The sequence below is a fragment of the Pseudomonas sp. NDM genome (genome assembly GCF_003105095.1).
Taxonomy (GTDB): Bacteria; Pseudomonadota; Gammaproteobacteria; order Pseudomonadales; family Pseudomonadaceae; genus Aquipseudomonas; species Aquipseudomonas moraviensis_A.
The window spans coordinates 1-18,470 of record NZ_QETJ01000004.1; the positions used below are offsets into that span (position 1 = coordinate 1).

Consider the following 18,470-nt stretch of genomic DNA (forward strand, 5'->3'; position numbering starts at 1 on the left):
GAGTGTCAGTCAATACACATGGCACTGAGAGACCGCTATCGCGAGCAGGCTCGCTCCTACAGGGGGCGGTGATTTCCGGATTTTTTCAGGAACCGATGAACATGCGTTCTGCAGAAAGCACCCTCAAGCACGACGGTACAAGACGTCCGGCGAGCGCTGATGCACAATCAGCGGCGTTTCCTCACCACCGGACCCCGCTTATGGACAAGTTGCTGGCATTGAAGATGTTTGTTGAAACCGTGCGCTGCGGGGGATATTCCTCGGCGGCGCGCAAGCTTGGGATCTCGACGTCTTCGGTGACACGGCAAGTGGCGGGGCTGGAGAACGAGTTGGGCGCAAGCCTGCTCAATCGCACCACGCGCAACACCAGCGTCACCGTTGCCGGCCAGACCTATTTCGAAAAAGCCGTGGCGATTCTCGATGCCATCGACGAAGCCGATGCGGTGGTCGCCGATCGTGGCAGCGAAGCGCAAGGCCGGTTGCGCATCAGCGTGCCGGTGGAGTTTGGCCGCCGATTGATCGCGCCGCACCTGAGCCGCTTGCTCGAACGCCATCCGGGGCTGGAGATCAGCCTCTCGCTGAGTGATCAGGTCAGCGATTTGCTCAGCGAGCAGATCGACGTTTCGGTGCGGCTCGGCTCGACGGTGGTCAGCGAAGACATCGTCAGCAAACGCGTCGGGCACTTCCAGCGCTGGGTCGTCGCCAGCCCGGATTACCTGGCGCGCAGCGCGGTGCTCGAGCATCCACGGGATCTGCTCGAGCACCAGTGCCTGCGTTTCGATTACGGCGGCAGCCATCACCACTGGACCTTCGAGGGTGACGAAGAGCCGATTCAACTGAACGTCCAGGGACGCCTGCAAAGCAATAACGCCGACATTCTGCGCGAAGCCGCGATCGGTGGTGGCGGGGTGACGCTGCTGGCCGACTGGCTGGTGCGCGACGACGTCGCCGCCGGGCGCCTGACGCGCTTGCTTGAGCACTACGAGGTCAATCCCGGCAGCGCCAGCAGTTGCATCAACGCGCTGTACTTGCCCAATCACCGAGGCTCGAGCCGGATCAACGTGTTTATCGATTTTCTCGTGGAAATTCTCAAACCCGCTGCACCCGCCCCCTAGCGCTGCACACTCTGTTGCTGCAGCCGCTGCACACTGCTTGTATGCTTGCGCCCCGGAACACGTGGCCGCCGTGAGTGCCGACGTTCGAATGATGGCTGGAATGGATCCCGGACTTCCTTAAGGTACAGACGTGAAGCGTGATACTCGCCTTGTAATGCTCCTGCTGCTGGTGATTGGCTGTTCCCTGACTTCGCTGACGATCTGGAAAGTATGGTCCTCGCGTGAACGCGCGCTGGCCGAGGTTGACGTGCATGGCCTGAACCTGACCCAGGCGCTCAATACCTACACCGAAGGCATCGTCCGGCAAAGCTCGCTGCTTTTGCTCGGGCTGGTCGAACGTCTGGAAACCGAGGGCAGCGGGCCGACGCAGATCCAACGCATCAAGACCCTGATCGACCACCAGCAGCCGCTGATGCCACAGCTCAGCGGCATTACCGTCTATGACCGCCACGGGTACTGGTTGATGTCCTCCAACCGGCCGATTCCCGAGGGTGCCAACAGCAGCGATCGCGCCTATTTCATTCATCACCGTGACAGTCCGAGCCGCGAGCCGTTCATTGGCCCGCCGATCCAGAGCCGTTCCAATCACGAATGGGTGGTGACCATCAGCCGCCGCTTCAATGACGACGATGGACAGTTCGCCGGTGTAGTGGCGGTGACGCTGGGGGTGGAAAACTTTCTTCGCGTGTTCGGCAAGCTCGACGTTGGCCAGGACGGCGCGATCGGCCTGTCGTACACCGACGGCACGCTGCTGGTGCGCTACCCGTTCCGCGAGCAGGACATGGGCCGCAATTTCTCGTCATCGCCAATCTACGCCAAATACCTCGTCGACCGCTCGGTCGGCACGGCGTCGTACACCTCCAGCCTCGACGGTGTCGAGCGGCTGTACGCGTTCCGCAAAAGCGAAAGCCTGCCACTGATCACCACCGTGGCCCTGGGCAAGGACGAAGCGCTGGCAGCGTGGCGTATCGAAGCGGCGTTGTCGGCGGTGGTGGTGACCGGACTGCTCGGGCTGACCGGGCTGATCGGCTGGTTCCTGATCCTCGACATTCGCCGACGGACCGAAGCCGAAGAGGCGTTGCTCGACGCCCAGCAGCAGTTGCTCGCCTCCAATCGACAGCTCGAATTGCTGGCGCTGAAGGATGCGCTGACCGGCCTGGCCAACCGCCGCTGTTTCGATGAAACACTGGCCGTGGAAGCGCGGCGGGCGCAGCGTGATGGAACCTCGCTGGCCTTGCTGATGATCGATATCGACCACTTCAAATTGTTCAACGATGCCTTGGGCCACGTCGCCGGCGATGCCTGTTTGCAAGCGGTCAGCAAGGTGCTCGAGAGCTGCGTGCGACGCCCCTCGGATCTGGTCGCGCGCTACGGTGGCGAGGAAATGGCGGTGATCATGCCGGCCACCGACAGCGCCGGCGCCACGGTGGTGGCGCAACTGGTGCTCGAGCGCTTGCAGCAGGCGAACATTGCCCATCCGGGCAGCCCGTTCGGTCGGGTCACGGTGAGTATCGGTATGGCGGTGGGCGCGGGCGCGCAGCTGGATTCGCTGCCGGAGTTGATCGAGGCCGCCGATCAGGCGCTGTATCGCGCAAAAGCGGCGGGGCGCAACGGTCTGGCCTGACACGCCCGAAAACCTGTAGGAGTGAGCCTGCTCGCGATAGCGGTGGGTCAGCTTGCACATTCATCGACTGGCCCGACGTCTTCGCGAGCAGGCTCGCTCCTACAGGGGAGGTGTGTTGGGTGCTTAGGCGGAGTAGGTCGGGTAATCGGTATACCCCTCGGCACCACCGCCATACACCGTGGCAGGATTCAATTGATTCAACGGCCAGCCCTGGGCAATCCGCGCCGGCAGGTCCGGGTTGGCCATGAATGGCCGGCCAAATGCGACGAGATCAGCAAGCCCTGACTCAAGCAATTGCGCGCCGGTTTCGGCGGTGTAGCGCCCGGCGTAAATGATCGCGCCGCTGAACGTGTCGCGCACGGCCTGGCGAAAGGTCTGCGGCATCGCTGGCGCGTTGTCCCAGTCGGCTTCGGCGATCGACAGGTAGGCGATGCCCACGTCTTCGAGAATCTTGATTGCGCCGATGTAGGTGGTGTGCGGATCTTCCTCGACCAGACCCAGATAAGTCCGCGCTTCATCGGTGGTGCTGAACAGCGGCGCAAAGCGCACACCGACCTTGTCCTTGCCGATGCATTCCGCGACGCCAGCCACCACTTCGCGCAAAAAGCGCAAGCGATTGTCCAGCGAGCCACCGTACTGATCGGTGCGCAGATTGCTGTGCGCCGAGATGAACTGATTGACCAGATAGCCATTGGCGCAGTGCAGTTCGATGCCATCGAAACCGGCTTCCATCGCGTTGCGCGCGGCCTGGATGTACAGCTGAATCAACTCCTGCACCTCATCCGTGCTCAGCGCGCGCGGAGCCGACGGCGGCACCAGTTCACCGGCACCGGGCGCGGTCTCGATGAATACGCTGACGCGGTCGGTGGCGACAGCAGATGCCGACACGGGCGCGTCGCCATTGGGCTGCAATGCGGTGTGCGAGACCCGGCCAACATGCCAGAGCTGGGCGAAGATCACGCCATCCACCGCGTGCACCGCCTCGGTGACTGTGCGCCAACCGGCGATCTGCTCCGGCGTGTGAATGCCCGGCGTCCACGCATAGCCTTGCCCGCGCGGTTCGATCTGCGTGCCTTCGGTGACCAGCAAACCGGCACCGGCGCGCTGTTGGTAGTACTCAGCCATCAGTTCGTTGGCGACATTGCCCGGCTGCGTGCTGCGCTGGCGGGTGAGGGGTGGCAGGACGATGCGGTTTTTCAGGGTATGTGCGCCCAATTTAGCAGGCGTGAAAAAAGCGTTGTTCATGGAGTCAGCCTTTGAATCTGATTAGACCAGTCGACTAGTAACTGGGCAAAAAAACAACGCCGGGCTGTACGCGCGCGGCGTTGATCGGGTTGGAGCGAGAAGGTCAGCCGAGCAGCTTCAACAGCTTTTCGGCAACCGCGGCAGAACTGGCCGGATTCTGGCCGGTGACCAGTTGCCCGTCAGTTACCACATGCACCTGCCAGTCGGCGACTTTCGAGTAGCGGCCACCGAGACGTTGGAATTCGTCTTCGATGAGGAATGGCACCACGTCAGTCAAACCGACTGCCGCTTCTTCGGCATTGGTAAAACCGGTGACGTCGCGATCCTTGACGAACGGCTGGCCATCAGCGCGCACGACATGCAGCAACACGCCCGGTGCGTGGCAGACGAAACCATGAGGCTTGTTGGCGCGGTCGAAGGCTTCGATCAGCGCGATCGAAGCCTTGTCTTCGGCCAGATCCCACAGTGGGCCGTGGCCGCCTGGGTAGAACACTGCATCGAAATCTTCGGCGCGGACATCAGCCAAACGGCCAGTGCTGGCCAATGCTTTTTGCGCGGCCGGATCGGCGCGGAAGCGATCGGTCTCGGCAGTCTGCGCGCCGGGCTCGTCGCTTTTCGGATCGAGCGGCGGCTGGCCGCCGGCCGGGGAAACCAGCGTGACATCGGCGCCGGCGTCCTTGAAGGCGTAATACGGTGCGGCAAATTCTTCCAGCCAGAAGCCGGTTTTCTTGCCGGTGTTGCCGAGTTGATCGTGGGAAGTCAGAACCATCAAGATTTTCATAGAGCACCCTTGGTTTGGTCAGGCATCGGCACAAGGCGAGGAATTCGCTCAGCGTCGGCACCGCATGAATTGGTGTGTCGGGGCGCAGCATAGTTTCCAATTAGACCAGTCGTCTAGTAATTTTTTCAGAAAATGTTTTTGCCTGTTGGATATGGCAAACTCCCGGTCCTGAAATCTATACGACTGGTCTATTGTCTGGAAACTTGCGCACCATGAAGCCGACCTTTGACGACACCCGCCAACACTTGCTCGACACCGGCCACCGGATGATGGCCGAGAAGGGCTTCACCAGCGTCGGCCTCAACGAGATCCTGCAGACCGCCGGCGTGCCCAAGGGCTCGTTCTATCACTACTTCAAATCCAAGGAGTTGTACGGCCAGGCGCTGCTTGAGGATTATTTCGTCGACTACCTTGCTGACATGGAACGCCGCCTGACACTGCCGGGGCTGACTGCCTTCGAGCGCTTGATGGATTACTGGCAGGGCTGGCAAAACCGCTGCACCGTCGAAGGCCACGGTGATGAATGCCTGGTGGTCAAACTCAGCGCCGAAGTCGCCGACCTGTCCGAATCGATGCGCCTGACCTTGCGCGACGGCGCCGAACGCATCGTCGCGCGCATCACCGAATGCATCGAACAGGGCCAGACCGACCAAAGCCTGCCCGAAGGCGATGCGAGGAAGTTGGCAGAGACCCTGTATCAGCTCTGGCTCGGCGCCAGTTTGCTGAACAAACTGCAGCGCACCGGCCAGTCGCTGGAGACCTCAATGGCGATGACCCGGCAGTTGCTGCGAGTCTGAGCCTCACCGCAGGCTCGCTCCTACACTGTTATGTGCCGAACCATCGATCTTCATTCAATCCCCAATCCCTGTGGATTGGGGATCTGCAGGCCATTCAACACTCACTCAGGTCTGCTGTCCTTGTCAGGCAATTGTTCAAACCACTGCGCATACGGTGTATTGGTCACCTTGAAACGGTTGTAATCCGGGCTGCCGTCATCCCACCACACTGGACCGCGCTCACCCAGGGCGACTTTCGCCTGGTTCACGCGCGCTCTGGCTGACTTCAACGCCTGTGCATCGTCCGCACGCTTCGCTTCTTTGACCGCACGCCGCGCCGCCATGAGATCTGCGACCAGCGTCTCGCGTTCGGCAGGTGCCAGTGCTGGATTGCTGCAGCGCCACAGTTGCTGCTTGACCACAAAATAGCGACCGTCGGGGGTGGTGGGGTGCATAGGCGATGGCCTCGGGTGATCCGTTTTCAGACCGGGTAAGACAACTCGCCGATGAGTTTATCCAGCGTAATCGGATAATCGCGCACCCGTACTCCGCAAGCGTTATAGATCGCGTTGGCGATGGCCGCCGCAGCGCCGCTGATACCCAGCTCGCCGACGCCTTTGGCTTTCAATGGGGTGGCATACGGATCGACTTCATCGAGAAAGATCACCTCCTGGTGGGGAATGTCGGCGTGCACCGGCACCTCATAGCCGGCCAGATCGTGATTGACGAAAAAGCCCATGCGATGATCCACCGCCAGCTCTTCCATCAATGCCGCGCCTGCACCCATGGTCATGCCGCCGATGATCTGGCTGCGCGCGGTTTTCGGGTTGAGGATGCGCCCGGCGGCACACACCGCCAGTTGCCGACGCAGGCGGATTTCGCCAGTCGCCGCGTTGACCGCGACTTCGGCGAAATGCGCGCCGAAGGTCTGCTGGGCGAAGCGCTGGGCAAGGTCGCCGTATTCCATGCGGTCCTCGCCAGTCAGCTCGCCCTTGGCGGCAGCTTGCGACAGGGCAACGTGCTGCGAGCCTGCGCGAATCTGCCCCTCCACAAACTCCGCTTGCTGAGGATCGATCCCGACGGCGCGAGCAGCGGCCTCGCGCAATTTCAGGCACGCGGCATACACGCCGGCAGTGGAGGAGGCCGCGCCCCACTGACCGCCGGAGCCTGACGATTCCGGAAACCGCGAATCGCCCAGATGCACCACGACACGCTCCAGCGGTACGCCCATCATTTCCGCAGCGGTCTGGGCAATGATGGTGTAACTGCCGGTGCCGATGTCGGTCATGTCGGTTTCTACGGTGATGATGCCTTGGCGATCAAGGCGCACGCGCGCCGCCGATGCGGTGGTCGGCGCGCCGCGAATTGCCGAGGCCAGCCCGATGCCGATCAGCCAACCGCCCTCGCGTCGCTGACCGGGTTGAGGGTTGCGCTGACGCCAGCCAAAGCGCTCGGCACCCGTGTTCAGACACTCCACGAGTTGCCGTTTGGAAAACGGCCGCGACGGCTGCTCCGGATCGACCTGCGTGTCGTTGAGGACGCGCAGCTCCAGCGGATCCATCTGCAGCTTTTCTGCCAGTTCATCCATGGCGATTTCCAGCGCCATCATCCCCGGCGCCTCACCCGGCGCGCGCATCGCCGAACCCTCAGCGAGATCGAGCACGGCCAGGTTCAAACGAGTCATGCGATTGGCCCCGGCATAAAGCAATCGCGTTGACGCGGTAGCCGCTTCGGTGCGTCCGCCGCGCAGATTGCCCGACCAGCTCTCGTGGCCGATCGCCGTGATCATGCCGTCACGGTTGGCACCGATGCGTATGCGCTGAATCGTCGCCGGGCGGTGAGTCAGGTTGTTGAACATCAGCGGACGCGGCAATGCGACCTTCACCGCACGCCCGGCATGTCGGGCCGCCAGCGACGCCAGTACCGCGTCGCAGAGAATCGTGCCCTTACCGCCGAAACCGCCGCCGATATACGGCGAGACCAGGCGTACATCTTCCTTGGCAATCCCGAGGGTTTTCGCCAGATCGCGCACGCCCCAGTTGATCTGCTGAATCGATGTCCACAAGGTCAACTGCTTGCCGTTCCAGCGGGCGATGGTCGCGTGCGGTTCCATCATCGCGTGGGCCTGATCGGGTGTGCTGTAGTGCTGATCAACCTGCAGGGGCGCGGCGTTGAAGGCGCCTTCGAAGTCACCGACGCTGGTCTGCGGCGGTGGGCCGAAACCGGCCGGGGGCGCTGGGGGCGCTGAGTCTTTCGCCGCCGCCAGATCAAACGAACCCGGTTCGGCCACGTAGCGAATATCGAGCATCCCAGCCGCAGCGCGCGCCTCCTCAAAGGTGTTCGCGACGACAATTGCCACGGCCTGGTGATAGTGATCGACCTGCGGCCCGGCCAAGGCCCGGGCCACGTAAAACTCGCCTTTGGCCAACGGTCCGGCGTTCTCATAAGTGACGATGGCGATCACCCCGGACGCCTCGCTCGCTCGGGCTGAATCAATCGAGGCGATGCGCCCCTTGCCGATACCGGCGCCGACGATATAGCCGTAAGCGGCATCGGGTGCCGCTGCGTGCTGTTCGTAGGCGTAAGTGGCGGTGCCGGTGGTTTTCAGCTTGCCGTCGATACGGTCGGCAGGTTGGCCGATCACCTTCAACTGGTCGATGGGATTGGTACCGGCCGGGGTGTCGAATTTCATAGGCGAATTCCTTTCAGTCGGGCCGGCGGCAAATTCACAGCGCCGCGCAGCCATCGGTTGACGTCGGATTTCAACGAGCCTAGGCCATCGACGCGCAACTGATAATGCGTGGTTTCAGGATGAAGTGATGAATCCTGCTCACCAATCCTGATCAACATGACAAATAAGAATAAGTTTCAATTACCAATACGACGGTATACCATGCGCGGCGTTTTCATTGGCGGTTTTGCCCTTCGTTCTGGCCTATTCGTAAAGGTTTTCACCTCATGCGTCGAACTCTGCTTTCCATTTGTGTGCTGCAGGCGTTGTCTTCTTCCTCGTGGGCTGAGCCAGCCGAACCGACTTCTTCAACGCTCGAGCTGGAAGCCACCGATGTGGTCGGCACGGCGGATTACGAAAGGGCAGACGGCCCGGTACACGGCTATCGCGCCACCCGTTCGGCCAGCGCCACGCGCACCGACACGTCGATTCATGAAACCCCGCAGTCGATCAGCGTAGTGACCAAAGACGCCGTCGAAGACCTAAGTGCTACCCGTTTGCAGGACGCGCTGGATTACGCCGGCGGGGTCGGGCGGGCGAATAATTTTGGCGGCCAGGGCCTGACCACGTTTACCGTGCGCGGCTTTACTACCGGTGAGTTCTACCGCAACGGTTTCCCGATCAACCGTGGCTACCCGAACATGCCCGACGCCAACACCATCGAGCGGCTGGAAGTGCTGCGCGGCCCGGCGACCATGCTGTATGGCCGTGGCGATCCGGGCGGTACCTTCAACGTGGTATCGAAACAGCCGTTGCCCGAACGCACGGTCACCCTCGGCAGCCAGTTGAATGACCAGGGCATGAAGCGCGGCACCCTCGATGCTTCCGGGCCGCTCGATGAAGAAGGTCGCCTGGCCTATCGCTTGAATGTGGTGGGCGAGGGCGGCGACACCTTCCGCGATCATGTCGAGACCGAGCGCTACGGCATCACGCCAGTGCTGAGCTGGCAGGCGACCGACGCGACCAAGCTGATCTTCGAAGGCGACTTCATGCGCAACAACGCGCCACTCGATCGTGGCGTGACGCGCTATCCGGCGCAGATCGGTACCGCCTCGGGCGACAGCTTCTTCGGCGAGAAAGACGTCGGCAAACTGCACAACGACAACAACATGGCGCAGCTGCGTTTCGAGCACATGCTCAACGACGACTGGACCCTGGGCGGTGGTTTCCAATGGCTTGACGGCTCGCTCAAGGGCGACGCGATCGAAGCCAACGGCATTGCCGCTGACGGCCGTACGCTGGGACGCAATTTCAACTACCGCAAGCTGGAATGGACCGACAAGGACACCCAGCTCAACCTCACCGGCCACTTCGACACCGGCGGTCTGCAGCACACCTTGCTCACTGGCATCGAGTATGAAGATTACGACTACAAGTCGATCATCCAGCGCTCCAGCGGCGCCGTCAGTGCCTACCCGATCGACATCTTCAATCCGGTTTACGGCCAGCCGCGCCCGGCGCTGACCCGCACGCCGACCCACGACAAAGAAAACCTCAAGACCTACGCCGCGTTCGTGCAGGATCAGGTGGCGCTGACCGACAAACTGAAAGTGCTGGCCGGCGCGCGTTTCGAGCGTTTCGAGCACGACTACGAAACCTACGTGCCGGGCGGCAAGAGCTGGCAGGCCAGCGACAACGCCGTCACCCCGCGTATCGGCGTGACCTACGATCTGAGCGAAACTCTGGCGGTGTACGCCAACACCGCGCGCTCTTTCAAGCCCAACACGGGTGCCAGTCGTGAGGGTGGCGGCTTCGCCCCGGAGAAAGGCAAGTCCTATGAGGTGGGCGTGAAATGGGAAGCGCTGGATCAGCAGTTGAGCGTCGACGCAGCGATCTACCAGATCGAAAAACGCAACGTGCTGACCACCGACCCGGTGGATTCCACTTTCAGCGTTGCCGCCGGTGAAGTGCGCAGCCGTGGTTTCGACGTCAACGTCACCGGCAATCTCACCCCCGAGTGGCGAGTGGTCGGCGGTTACGCTTACGTCGACGCCGAGGTGACCAAGGACAACACACTGCGCTCCGGCACGCGCCTGCTGAACATCCCGAAGAACAGCTTCAGCCTGCTCAACATGTACGAGTTCCAGGACGGCACGCTCAAAGGTCTCGGCCTGGGCACCGGCCTGAAATACGTCGACGAGCGTGCCGGGCAGACCGCCAACACCGCGTTTTCCATGGGCAGTTACACCGTGGTCGACCTGCTGAGCTTCTACAAAGTCAACGACAAGGTGCGGCTCAATCTCGATGTGAAAAACATCTTTGATCGCGACTACGAAGAAGGCGCCTTCGGCAACGTCTACGCCTATCCGGGCGCGCCGAGAACCGTGCAGGTGGGTATTTCCTACACGCTGTAATCCGCCGGAGCGGTTGCCTCCGACCCATGGTGGCCTGAGAGTGGCATGTCGAGATCAGGCATCGGCATGCCGCACTCAGGCTAGTTGGGCGGCGGTCGGGCCACGTAAGGTGAAGCATCATTTCGTCGGCAAAGCGTCTGCGTCGCTGCTTTCGCCTGAGTCGGCTCAAGGAAATGATGATCGCCTGACGCTCAGTCAGTGGCCCTAACGTCGATCATGAGAACAATAAGAACCCATGAACAGCCTGAACCCCAAGGACTCCAACGGTCAGTTGGCGCAAGGTTTCAAACCGCGTCACGTGACCATGCTTTCGATTGCCGGCATCATCGGCGCAGGACTTTTCGTTGGCTCAGGCCACGCCATCGCCGCCGCAGGACCTGCGGTGCTGCTCGCTTATCTGTTCTCCGGTCTATTGGTCGTGCTGGTGATGCGCATGCTCGGCGAAATGGCCGTGGCGCATCCCGACACCGGCTCGTTTTCCACCTACGCCGATCAAGCCATCGGCCGCTGGGCCGGGTTCACCATCGGCTGGCTCTACTGGTGGTTCTGGGTGCTGGTGATTCCCATCGAAGCACTGGCCGCGGGGCACGTACTCAATCAATGGTTTCCCCAGGTCGACGCGTGGTTGTTCGCCTTGCTGTCGATCGTGCTGCTGGTGATCACCAACCTGTTCAGCGTGTCGAAATACGGCGAGTTCGAATTCTGGTTCGCCATGGCCAAGGTCATCGCGATCATCGGCTTCATCGGCCTGGGCTTTGCGGTGCTGATGGGCTGGATTCCCGAGCGCGAAGCCAGCGGCTTGAGCACGCTGATGGCCGAGCACGGCGGCTTCGCGCCGAACGGCATGTCAGCGGTGGTCGGCGCTTTCATCACCATCATGTTCAGTTTCATTGGCACCGAAGCGGTGACCATCGCCGCTGCGGAGTCGAACAACCCGGCGCAGAATATCGCCAAGGCGACCCGTTCGGTAATCTGGCGCATCGGCATCTTCTATCTGCTGTCGATCTTCGTGGTGATTTCCGTGGTGCCGTGGAACGACCCGCAACTCGCCTCGGTCGGGTCCTACCAGCGCGCACTGGAGCTGATGAACATCCCCAACGCCAAATTCCTCGTCGACGTGGTCGTGCTGATCGCGGTCGCCAGTTGCATGAACTCGTCGATCTACATCTCTTCGCGCATGCTCTATTCGCTGGGCCGACGCGGCGATGCGCCGCCGGCATTGAAAGTGACCTCGGCCGCCGGTGTGCCACGGGCGGCGGTCATCGCCAGCACCGTGATCGGCGCGGGCGTGACGTTGCTCAGCTATTTCATGCCGGCCGGGTTGTTCCAGTTCCTGCTCGCCAGCTCCGGCGCGATTGCCTTGCTGGTGTATCTGGTGATCGCCATTTCGCAGTTGCGCATGCGCCGCCGACTGGAACGGGAAAAGATCGAAATGACCTTGCGCATGTGGCTGTTTCCGTGGCTCACCTGGCTGGTCATCGCTTTCATCTGCGCGGCTTTGGCAGTGATGATGATCACCCCTGAACATCGCATGGAAGTGAGCTCGACGATTGGCCTGGCGCTGCTGATCTCGTTCATCGGATTGGCCACCAGCCGCCAGCATCGGCCGGCGGGCAGAGTGGCGGCTGCGAGCAAAGCCTAAGCAAACAGCGCCTTGAGCCCGCGGGAAAACCAGCCGTTCGGGCTCGAGGGCAGATCCTCGCGTTGATTGAATGAGCCAGTCATCGCGCAGGTTTCACCAGCGAGCGAGCCCATCAATTGCGGCAGCAAGAAGCTGCGCTCGCACTCGCTGGCAGCCAACTCGGCATTGTTCTCAGGCCAAACGACAACGGTGGTTTCGGCAAACGGGTTCATGGCACACCTCCTCAAAATTCAAACGTCCAGCACCAGGGTGTCGCTGCCCTGCGCCGGGGCGGCGCAGCAGATCAGCACTTCGTCGTCCGCCAGGCGCATGGCCGGCGGGGTGAGGTAATGCACCTGGCCGCTGCTCAGGCGGGTTTTGCAGGTGCCGCACGAACCGCCGCGGCAGCTGAATTCCGGATTCAGGCCACGTGCCTCGGCCAGTTCCAGCAAGGTGCCGCTGCCCGGTTCCCAGCGCGCTTCCTTGCCGGACGTGGCGAACAACACCTTGACCGGCTCTTCAGCGACCGGCACTTGCGGCGGCGCCGGGGTGCTGATTTCGACATCGCGGATCAGCGTCGACGGGCCGAAGGTTTCGGCGTGGATGCGATCATCGGGAATGCGCATCTTGCGCAGGCCGTCGTACAGCGCCTGGGTGAAGCTGCCCGGGCCACACAGATAGAAATCGTAGTCATCCAGCGGCAGCAGGCTTTTCAGCAAGGCGATGTCGATGCGCCCGGCATGGTCGTAACCCTGCGCTGTAGCCTGCAGCGGCGGCTGGCTGACCACCCGCAGCACTTTGACCTTGTCGCCGGCACGCGCAGCCAAAGCATCGATTTCTTCGCGAAAGGCCAGATCCTCGACGGTGCGACTGCTTTGCACCACCCAGGTCGGGCGCATGCGGCTGATGCGTTTGCCCTGATAGACCACTTCGCGCAGCATCGACAGCAACGGCGTCACCCCGACCCCGGCGGCGAGCAGCACCAGCGGGCGGCGTTCGGTGGCGTCGACGGTGAAGTCGCCTTGCGGGGCGCGGGCTTCGATCAAATCCAGTGCTTGAACCCGGTCGTGCAAGTGTGAAGAAACCGAGCCATCGCGTTTGACGCTGATGCGCAAGAACTCGTCCGACGGCGCGCTGGATACGCTGTAAGTGCGGATCGACGCGGCGTCCTGGCCGTCGAGCAAGACCTTGATCGGCAAGTGCTGGCCTGGTTCGAAGCGCGGCAGGCCGAAGCCGTCGTTGGCTTGCAGGTAAAAGGAGCGGATCTGCGGACTCTCATCGACCACCCGCGTGACGTGCAGCGCACGCCACTGATTGCGCAGCGCCTCAGCCTGCAAGCGCTCGCGGGTCTGTTCCCAGCTGCCGGTCATCTGCGAATTGGGCGAATCGCCTTCCGGCTGCTCGGCCCAACGCAGCGGCAACGCGGCCTGACGGTAAACGATGCGCTGCGGCTTGAAACGCCACAGACGCTCGGCACCCTGGAACGCGGCGATCTGCGGATCGTCGAGCAGCACTTCGGCACTGCCGGTCATCTGCAATAGATCGCCGCTTTCAAAATCGATAAAGGTCAGTCCGGCTCGCGGATTGAGCAGAATGTTGCCCAAGGTGTTGAAGAACAGATTGCCGGAGAAATCCGGGATGGTCAGGGTGCCGTCCTCGTCCATATGCACGAAACCGGATTTGCCGCCGCGATGGGACACATCGACCTGACGCTCACCGTCGCGCACCACATAAGTAGCTACATAGAACGAATCGGCGGCGGTGATCATGTCGCGCACCAGCGGTTCGCTGACCGGCAAGTCGAGCGCGGTGTCGGTGGTTTCGTCGACGAAGGCGTAATGGCGCAGGTTGATGTAGCGCGGGCAATTGCCGTAAGCCTGGGTCACGCCGATCTCGAGGCTGTTGTCATCGCGGCGGCTGATGTTGCCGTTCATGCGATTGCGCCGGCGAGTGTGCAACTCGATGCCGAGCATGCCGATCGCATCGCCGGGCTGCAGGCCTTGATTGGCCGGGTCATTGCGCTGGGCGTCGAGTTTGATCTTCAACACCTGCGGCGAAGGCGAATCCATGAACCCCGGTTGACCGGTGCGCAGCGTTGCCCATGGATCGCCCTGGCTGTCGACGGCGCCGAGCACGACGAAGGGCAGTTGCGCATAGAACTCGCGGTGCTGGTCCGGCATCCAGTCGCGGGCCAGTTGTCGCTGGCCTACACCGACCATCATCTCCACCGCGCCGACGGCACGTTGCAGGGTCAGCTCACCTTCATGCCAGGGCGAGGGCTGCGGTTTCGACGCTGTGTCCATTTCGATTCTCCTCAGTGCAGACGGGCCGGTGAGCCGCCAGGGGCTGAAGCTCAAGTGGGCTCATGTTCGCTCTCGGCCGGTTGCGAGGGAATGGCCAGAAACTGCAATCCACTGTTTCAGTCGGTGAAATGATCCCTACGTGCGTCCAAGGACGAGGGGGATTATTTCACTGGCTGAAATGCTCGATTGTATTGAGTGAGGATTCCGCGATTTACGGCAGGGGAGCAGGATGAGCCCATCGACACGATCAGCGGGTCGACCTCGAATAATTCAGGAGCACGTCATGTCTCAGTCAGCCGTCAAACTGTACCGCCATCCGTTGTCCGGCCATTCGCATCGCGTCGAGTTGATGCTGTCCCTGCTGGACGTTCCGACCGAACTGGTGTTCGTCGACCTGATGAAGGGCGCGCACAAAACGCCTGAATTTCTTGCCCTCAACCGTTTCGGCCAGGTGCCGGTGATTGACGACAACGGCACGGTGCTCGCTGATTCCAACGGCATTCTCGTCTACCTCGCCGGCAAATATGGCAACGGGCAATGGCTGCCGAGCGACCCGGTCGAGCAAGCCAAAGTGCAGCGCTGGTTATCGGTGGCTGCCGGCCAGATCAGCTCCGGCCCGGCCACGGCGCGCTTGATCACTGTGTTCGGTGCCGGTTACGACGCGGCTGATGCGATCAAACGTTCCCATGCTTTGTTGCAAGTGATGGAAGACGAACTGGCCAACAGCGCATTCCTCGCCGGTGACAAGGCAACCGTTGCCGATGTGGCTGCCTACACTTATGTCGCCCACGCACCGGAAGGCAATGTCTCGCTCGAGGATTACCCGAATGTGCGGGCCTGGCTGGAACGGGTTGAGGCGCTGCCGAAATTCGTCGGCATGCAGCGCACTGCGGTAGGCCTGCAAAGCGCTTGATATCAGCACACGCCAAACCCCTGTGGGAGCGAGCCTGCTCGCGAAGGCTTTCTGTCAGTCAACATCAGAGTTGAATGACACACCGCTTTCGCGAGCAGGCTCGCTCCCACATGATTTCACTGTGTTTTCGAGGTTTTCTACAGGTTCCCGCCTATGGATCGTTTTCAGGAAATGCGCATGTTCCTGGCCGTGGCCGAGGAGGGTGGCTTCGCGGCTGCGGCCCGGCGTTTGAATACCTCGCCACCCAGCGTCACCCGTGCGATTGCTGCGCTGGAGCAACGCATCGGCACGCGCCTGTTGTCGCGCACCACGCGCAGCCTGCACCTGACCGAAGCCGGGCATCGTTATCTGGATGATTGCCGACGGATTCTTTGCGATATCGACGAAGCCGAAGAGGCGGCCGCAGGCAGTTATCGGGTGCCGTGCGGGCATTTGAGCGTGACTGCGTCGGTGTTGTTTGGCGAGTTGTTCATCGCGCCGTTGCTGGCGCAATACGTCGATGCGTTTCCTTCCGTACATCTGAAGGCCTTGCTGGTTGATCGGGTGGTGAACATGGCCGAGGAGGGCATCGATGTCGCCGTGCGCATCGGTCATCTGCACGACAACAATCAGCATGCGATCAAGGTCGGCGAGGTCCGCCAGGTCATCTGCGGCACGCCCGATTACTTCGCCCGTTATGGTCGGCCGCAACATCCGAACGAGTTGAGCCGCGCCAACATCGTCATGTCGTCTGCCAGTCATTTGCTCAGCGATTGGCAATTCGCCCATGCCGATGGCCTGTTGAATTTTCGCTTCGAACCGCGTCTGGTGGTCACCGCGAATCAGGCGGCGATCAACATTGCCAGTTCCGGCTGGGGCATTACCCGGGTGCTGTCTTATCAAGTTGCCAGCCAGGTCGCGGCTGGTGAACTGGAGTTGGTGCTGGAGGGCTTTGAGCCGCCGGCGTTACCTGTGCAATTGGTCTATCTGAAACATCCGCGCGTACCGGCGAAGGTACGCACGTTTGTCGATTTTCTCAGCGAACGCCTTCAGCATCACCCGGCGCTGAAAGCCGTGAACAGGGTTCACGGCTGACGCTGCAAGGTTCGATCACTTCGCCGTAGCGGCGGTTTCGATCAGGCTGGCGACGGCTTTCGGGTTGGACACCATCACCACGTGCGAGGCGCCTTTGACCACGACGGTCTGCTTGGCGTGCGCGCGCTCGGCCATGAACGCCAGGGCCTGCGCCGGGATGTTCTTGTCCTGGTCACCGTAGACGAAGTACGACGGCACGGTTTTCCACGCAGGCTCGGTGGCAGCTTCGTTCAGCGCGGCGACGGTCACCGGGCGCTGAGTGGCGGCCATCAACTTCGCATCGGCCTGGGACACATCGGCTGCGAACTGATCGTGGAATTTATCCTGCTGGATATACAAATCCTTGCCACCATCGGCCAGCTCAACAGGGGCCGACAGGGTCGGGCCAAGGGTGCTGCCGGGGAAACGCCCGGACAACTCGGCAGCGGTTTCACCCTTTTCCGGCGCGAACGCAGCGACGTACACCAGCGCTTTGACATTGGCATTGCCATAAGCGGCTTCGCTGATAACCGGGCCACCGTAGGAGTGGCCGACCAGCACCACCGGAGTTTTCACGCTGGCCAGCACATCAGCCACCGATTGCGCATCACCCTTGACCGAACGCAGCGGGTTGGCGGCGGCGATCACCGGGTAGCCATCCTTCTCGAGAATCTTGACCACGCCGTTCCAGCTGCTCGAATCGGCGAAGGCACCGTGCACCAGCACCACGGTAGGTTTGACCGGCGCGGCGAATGCGGCTGTGGCGCCGAACATGGCGGCGGTGAGGGCGAGGGTTGCGAAGACTTTGTTCATGGTGATGTCCTGTCGTTTGATTAGGGTAGGAATGGAAGCGACAGGGGTATTTAGCGCGCTAAATGTGTCAGTTCTGTGTGCGCATGGCCGAACTTCGCATGCGTGTGTATCCGGGTTGGCGAAAGCTACATGCTGATACAAACCGGTCGATCCTTCAGATCGCGCGGCGGATCTTGCCCGGGGCCTCGCCGTAGATTTCCTTGAATTTCTTGCTGAACGCCGCTTGCGACTGATAGCCGACCTGCACGGCAATGTCGTTCAGGCCCAGGTGCGAATGGCTGAGCAGACTGAATGCCAGTTCCATGCGCAACTGGGTCAGCATCACCCACGGCGACACGCCAGCGACCCGGGCAAATGTACGCATGAAGGTTGCGCGGGACATGTTAGCGGTGTCGGCCATGGCCTCGATGGTCCATTCGTGCGCCGGGTCGGCCAATATCGCCTGACAGGTCCGACCAAGGCGCTGGTCGCCAAGCAGCGCCAGGGTACTTTTGTCGTGATCGGCCCGGGCCAGATGCGCACGCAGGATCAAGGTGAACAAGGCCTGGGACAGCGAGTCGAGAAGAAATCGTGCGCCCGGTTGCTCGCTGTCAGCTTCGCTGCGTAACAGCCCGACCAGGGCAGTCAGCGGCGCATCCACCGGCAAGCCATCGTTGGCAATCAACAGGTAGTCGGGGAGGGCAGCGAACAGCATCGACGCGCGGTTGTAATGAAAGCCACCGCAGAGCATGTCCAGATCGGCGCTCGCGCCACCCAGCCGATAGATTGGCAACACCCCGCCGGGAATCAGCGTTGGCGCCATCGGCGCTACGTTTTTACCGGTGCTGTGCAGCACATGTGGCGTGCCCCGTGGCAGCAAAAGAATATCGCCGGCGCGCATCGCCAGGCGTTGTCCGCTCGCCAGCTCAACCCGGCATTCACCTTTGAGGACGATGTGATAGGGCGCCTTGCCCAAGGCTTCCTGCTGGTGATCACGTGCCCAGTCGCCCTGAAACTGGCAACGCAGATCCAGGCCGCCGCGCACGTTGGCCAGGCTGATGAGCTTATCGAGCGAGTTCATTGGCACGCATCACGATGGAGTCCGCAAAGTTGAGACGATTGAGCAAGACGTTGAGCATGACCGACAAAAGCGCGATTCGAT

At 61.7% G+C, this 18,470-nt stretch carries 15 protein-coding genes; 7 read left to right on the forward strand and 8 right to left on the reverse strand.

What is annotated here, in order from left to right; genetic code table 11:
* Window positions 1–200: 200 nt before the first annotated feature.
* The gene (locus DCO47_RS01590; protein WP_116657292.1) at window positions 201–1,115 is read left to right on the forward strand and encodes a LysR family transcriptional regulator; all 915 of its coding nucleotides are present in this window, start codon (window positions 201–203) and stop codon (window positions 1,113–1,115) included.
* Window positions 1,116–1,245: 130 nt separating this feature from the next.
* Window positions 1,246–2,739 carry a sensor domain-containing diguanylate cyclase gene (locus DCO47_RS01595; protein WP_042610007.1) on the forward strand — a complete coding sequence of 498 codons (1,494 nt, stop codon included), beginning with the start codon at window positions 1,246–1,248 and terminating at the stop codon, window positions 2,737–2,739.
* A 123-nt stretch (window positions 2,740–2,862) separates the two neighbouring features.
* Here the strand turns inward: DCO47_RS01595 and DCO47_RS01605 are convergent, their stop codons facing one another.
* Together DCO47_RS01605 and DCO47_RS01610 are read right to left on the reverse strand one after the other, a co-directional pair.
* Entirely contained in the window at window positions 2,863–3,984 is a 1,122-nt protein-coding gene (locus DCO47_RS01605) for an alkene reductase (RefSeq protein ID WP_116657293.1), read from the reverse strand.
* 103 nt (window positions 3,985–4,087) lie between these two features.
* Complete coding sequence (locus tag DCO47_RS01610) at window positions 4,088–4,765, reverse strand: type 1 glutamine amidotransferase domain-containing protein (RefSeq protein ID WP_116657294.1); 678 nt, start codon at window positions 4,763–4,765, stop codon at window positions 4,088–4,090.
* A 212-nt stretch (window positions 4,766–4,977) separates the two neighbouring features.
* Here DCO47_RS01610 and DCO47_RS01615 point away from each other — a divergent pair, with 212 nt between their 5' ends.
* Window positions 4,978–5,562: a TetR/AcrR family transcriptional regulator gene (locus tag DCO47_RS01615; protein WP_042610004.1), complete on the forward strand. Its 585-nt coding sequence runs from the start codon at window positions 4,978–4,980 to the stop codon at window positions 5,560–5,562.
* Between the two features lie 101 nt (window positions 5,563–5,663).
* Here the strand turns inward: DCO47_RS01615 and DCO47_RS01620 are convergent, their stop codons facing one another.
* Both DCO47_RS01620 and paoC read right to left on the reverse strand, forming a co-directional pair.
* A complete protein-coding gene (locus DCO47_RS01620) occupies window positions 5,664–5,996 on the reverse strand; it encodes a hypothetical protein (RefSeq protein WP_116657295.1) in 333 nt (110 codons plus the stop codon).
* Window positions 5,997–6,022: 26 nt separating this feature from the next.
* Window positions 6,023–8,233 (reverse strand): aldehyde oxidoreductase molybdenum-binding subunit PaoC, encoded by a 2,211-nt coding sequence (paoC, locus tag DCO47_RS01625; RefSeq protein ID WP_116657296.1) that lies wholly within the window; start codon window positions 8,231–8,233, stop codon window positions 6,023–6,025.
* A gap of 266 nt (window positions 8,234–8,499) precedes the next feature.
* Between paoC and DCO47_RS01630 the strand changes: the two genes are divergently transcribed.
* Both DCO47_RS01630 and gabP read left to right on the forward strand, forming a co-directional pair.
* Window positions 8,500–10,626 (forward strand): TonB-dependent siderophore receptor, encoded by a 2,127-nt coding sequence (locus DCO47_RS01630; protein ID WP_116657297.1) that lies wholly within the window; start codon window positions 8,500–8,502, stop codon window positions 10,624–10,626.
* Between the two features lie 235 nt (window positions 10,627–10,861).
* Window positions 10,862–12,268, forward strand: a complete 1,407-nt coding sequence (gabP, locus tag DCO47_RS01635; RefSeq protein WP_116657298.1) for a GABA permease — start codon at window positions 10,862–10,864, stop codon at window positions 12,266–12,268.
* Here gabP and DCO47_RS01640 read toward each other — a convergent pair.
* The gene (locus tag DCO47_RS01640) at window positions 12,265–12,480 is read right to left on the reverse strand and encodes a hypothetical protein (protein ID WP_116657299.1); all 216 of its coding nucleotides are present in this window, start codon (window positions 12,478–12,480) and stop codon (window positions 12,265–12,267) included. The two genes, gabP and DCO47_RS01640, sit on opposite strands and share 4 nt — an antisense overlap.
* Before the next feature lie 18 nt (window positions 12,481–12,498).
* A complete protein-coding gene (locus DCO47_RS01645) occupies window positions 12,499–14,550 on the reverse strand; it encodes a pyridoxamine 5'-phosphate oxidase family protein (RefSeq protein WP_116657300.1) in 2,052 nt (683 codons plus the stop codon).
* 283 nt (window positions 14,551–14,833) lie between these two features.
* On the opposite strand from DCO47_RS01645, the gene DCO47_RS01650 reads away from it, so the two are divergent.
* A complete protein-coding gene (locus tag DCO47_RS01650) occupies window positions 14,834–15,463 on the forward strand; it encodes a glutathione S-transferase family protein (RefSeq protein ID WP_042609997.1) in 630 nt (209 codons plus the stop codon).
* 153 nt (window positions 15,464–15,616) lie between these two features.
* Window positions 15,617–16,537 carry a LysR family transcriptional regulator gene (locus tag DCO47_RS01660; RefSeq protein WP_116657301.1) on the forward strand — a complete coding sequence of 307 codons (921 nt, stop codon included), beginning with the start codon at window positions 15,617–15,619 and terminating at the stop codon, window positions 16,535–16,537.
* A gap of 15 nt (window positions 16,538–16,552) precedes the next feature.
* Here DCO47_RS01660 and DCO47_RS01665 read toward each other — a convergent pair whose 3' ends face one another.
* Window positions 16,553–17,329 (reverse strand): alpha/beta fold hydrolase, encoded by a 777-nt coding sequence (locus DCO47_RS01665; RefSeq protein ID WP_116657302.1) that lies wholly within the window; start codon window positions 17,327–17,329, stop codon window positions 16,553–16,555.
* Window positions 17,330–17,483: 154 nt separating this feature from the next.
* Window positions 17,484–18,389 (reverse strand): AraC family transcriptional regulator, encoded by a 906-nt coding sequence (locus DCO47_RS01670; RefSeq protein ID WP_116657303.1) that lies wholly within the window; start codon window positions 18,387–18,389, stop codon window positions 17,484–17,486.
* Between the last annotated feature and the right edge of the window lie 81 nt (window positions 18,390–18,470).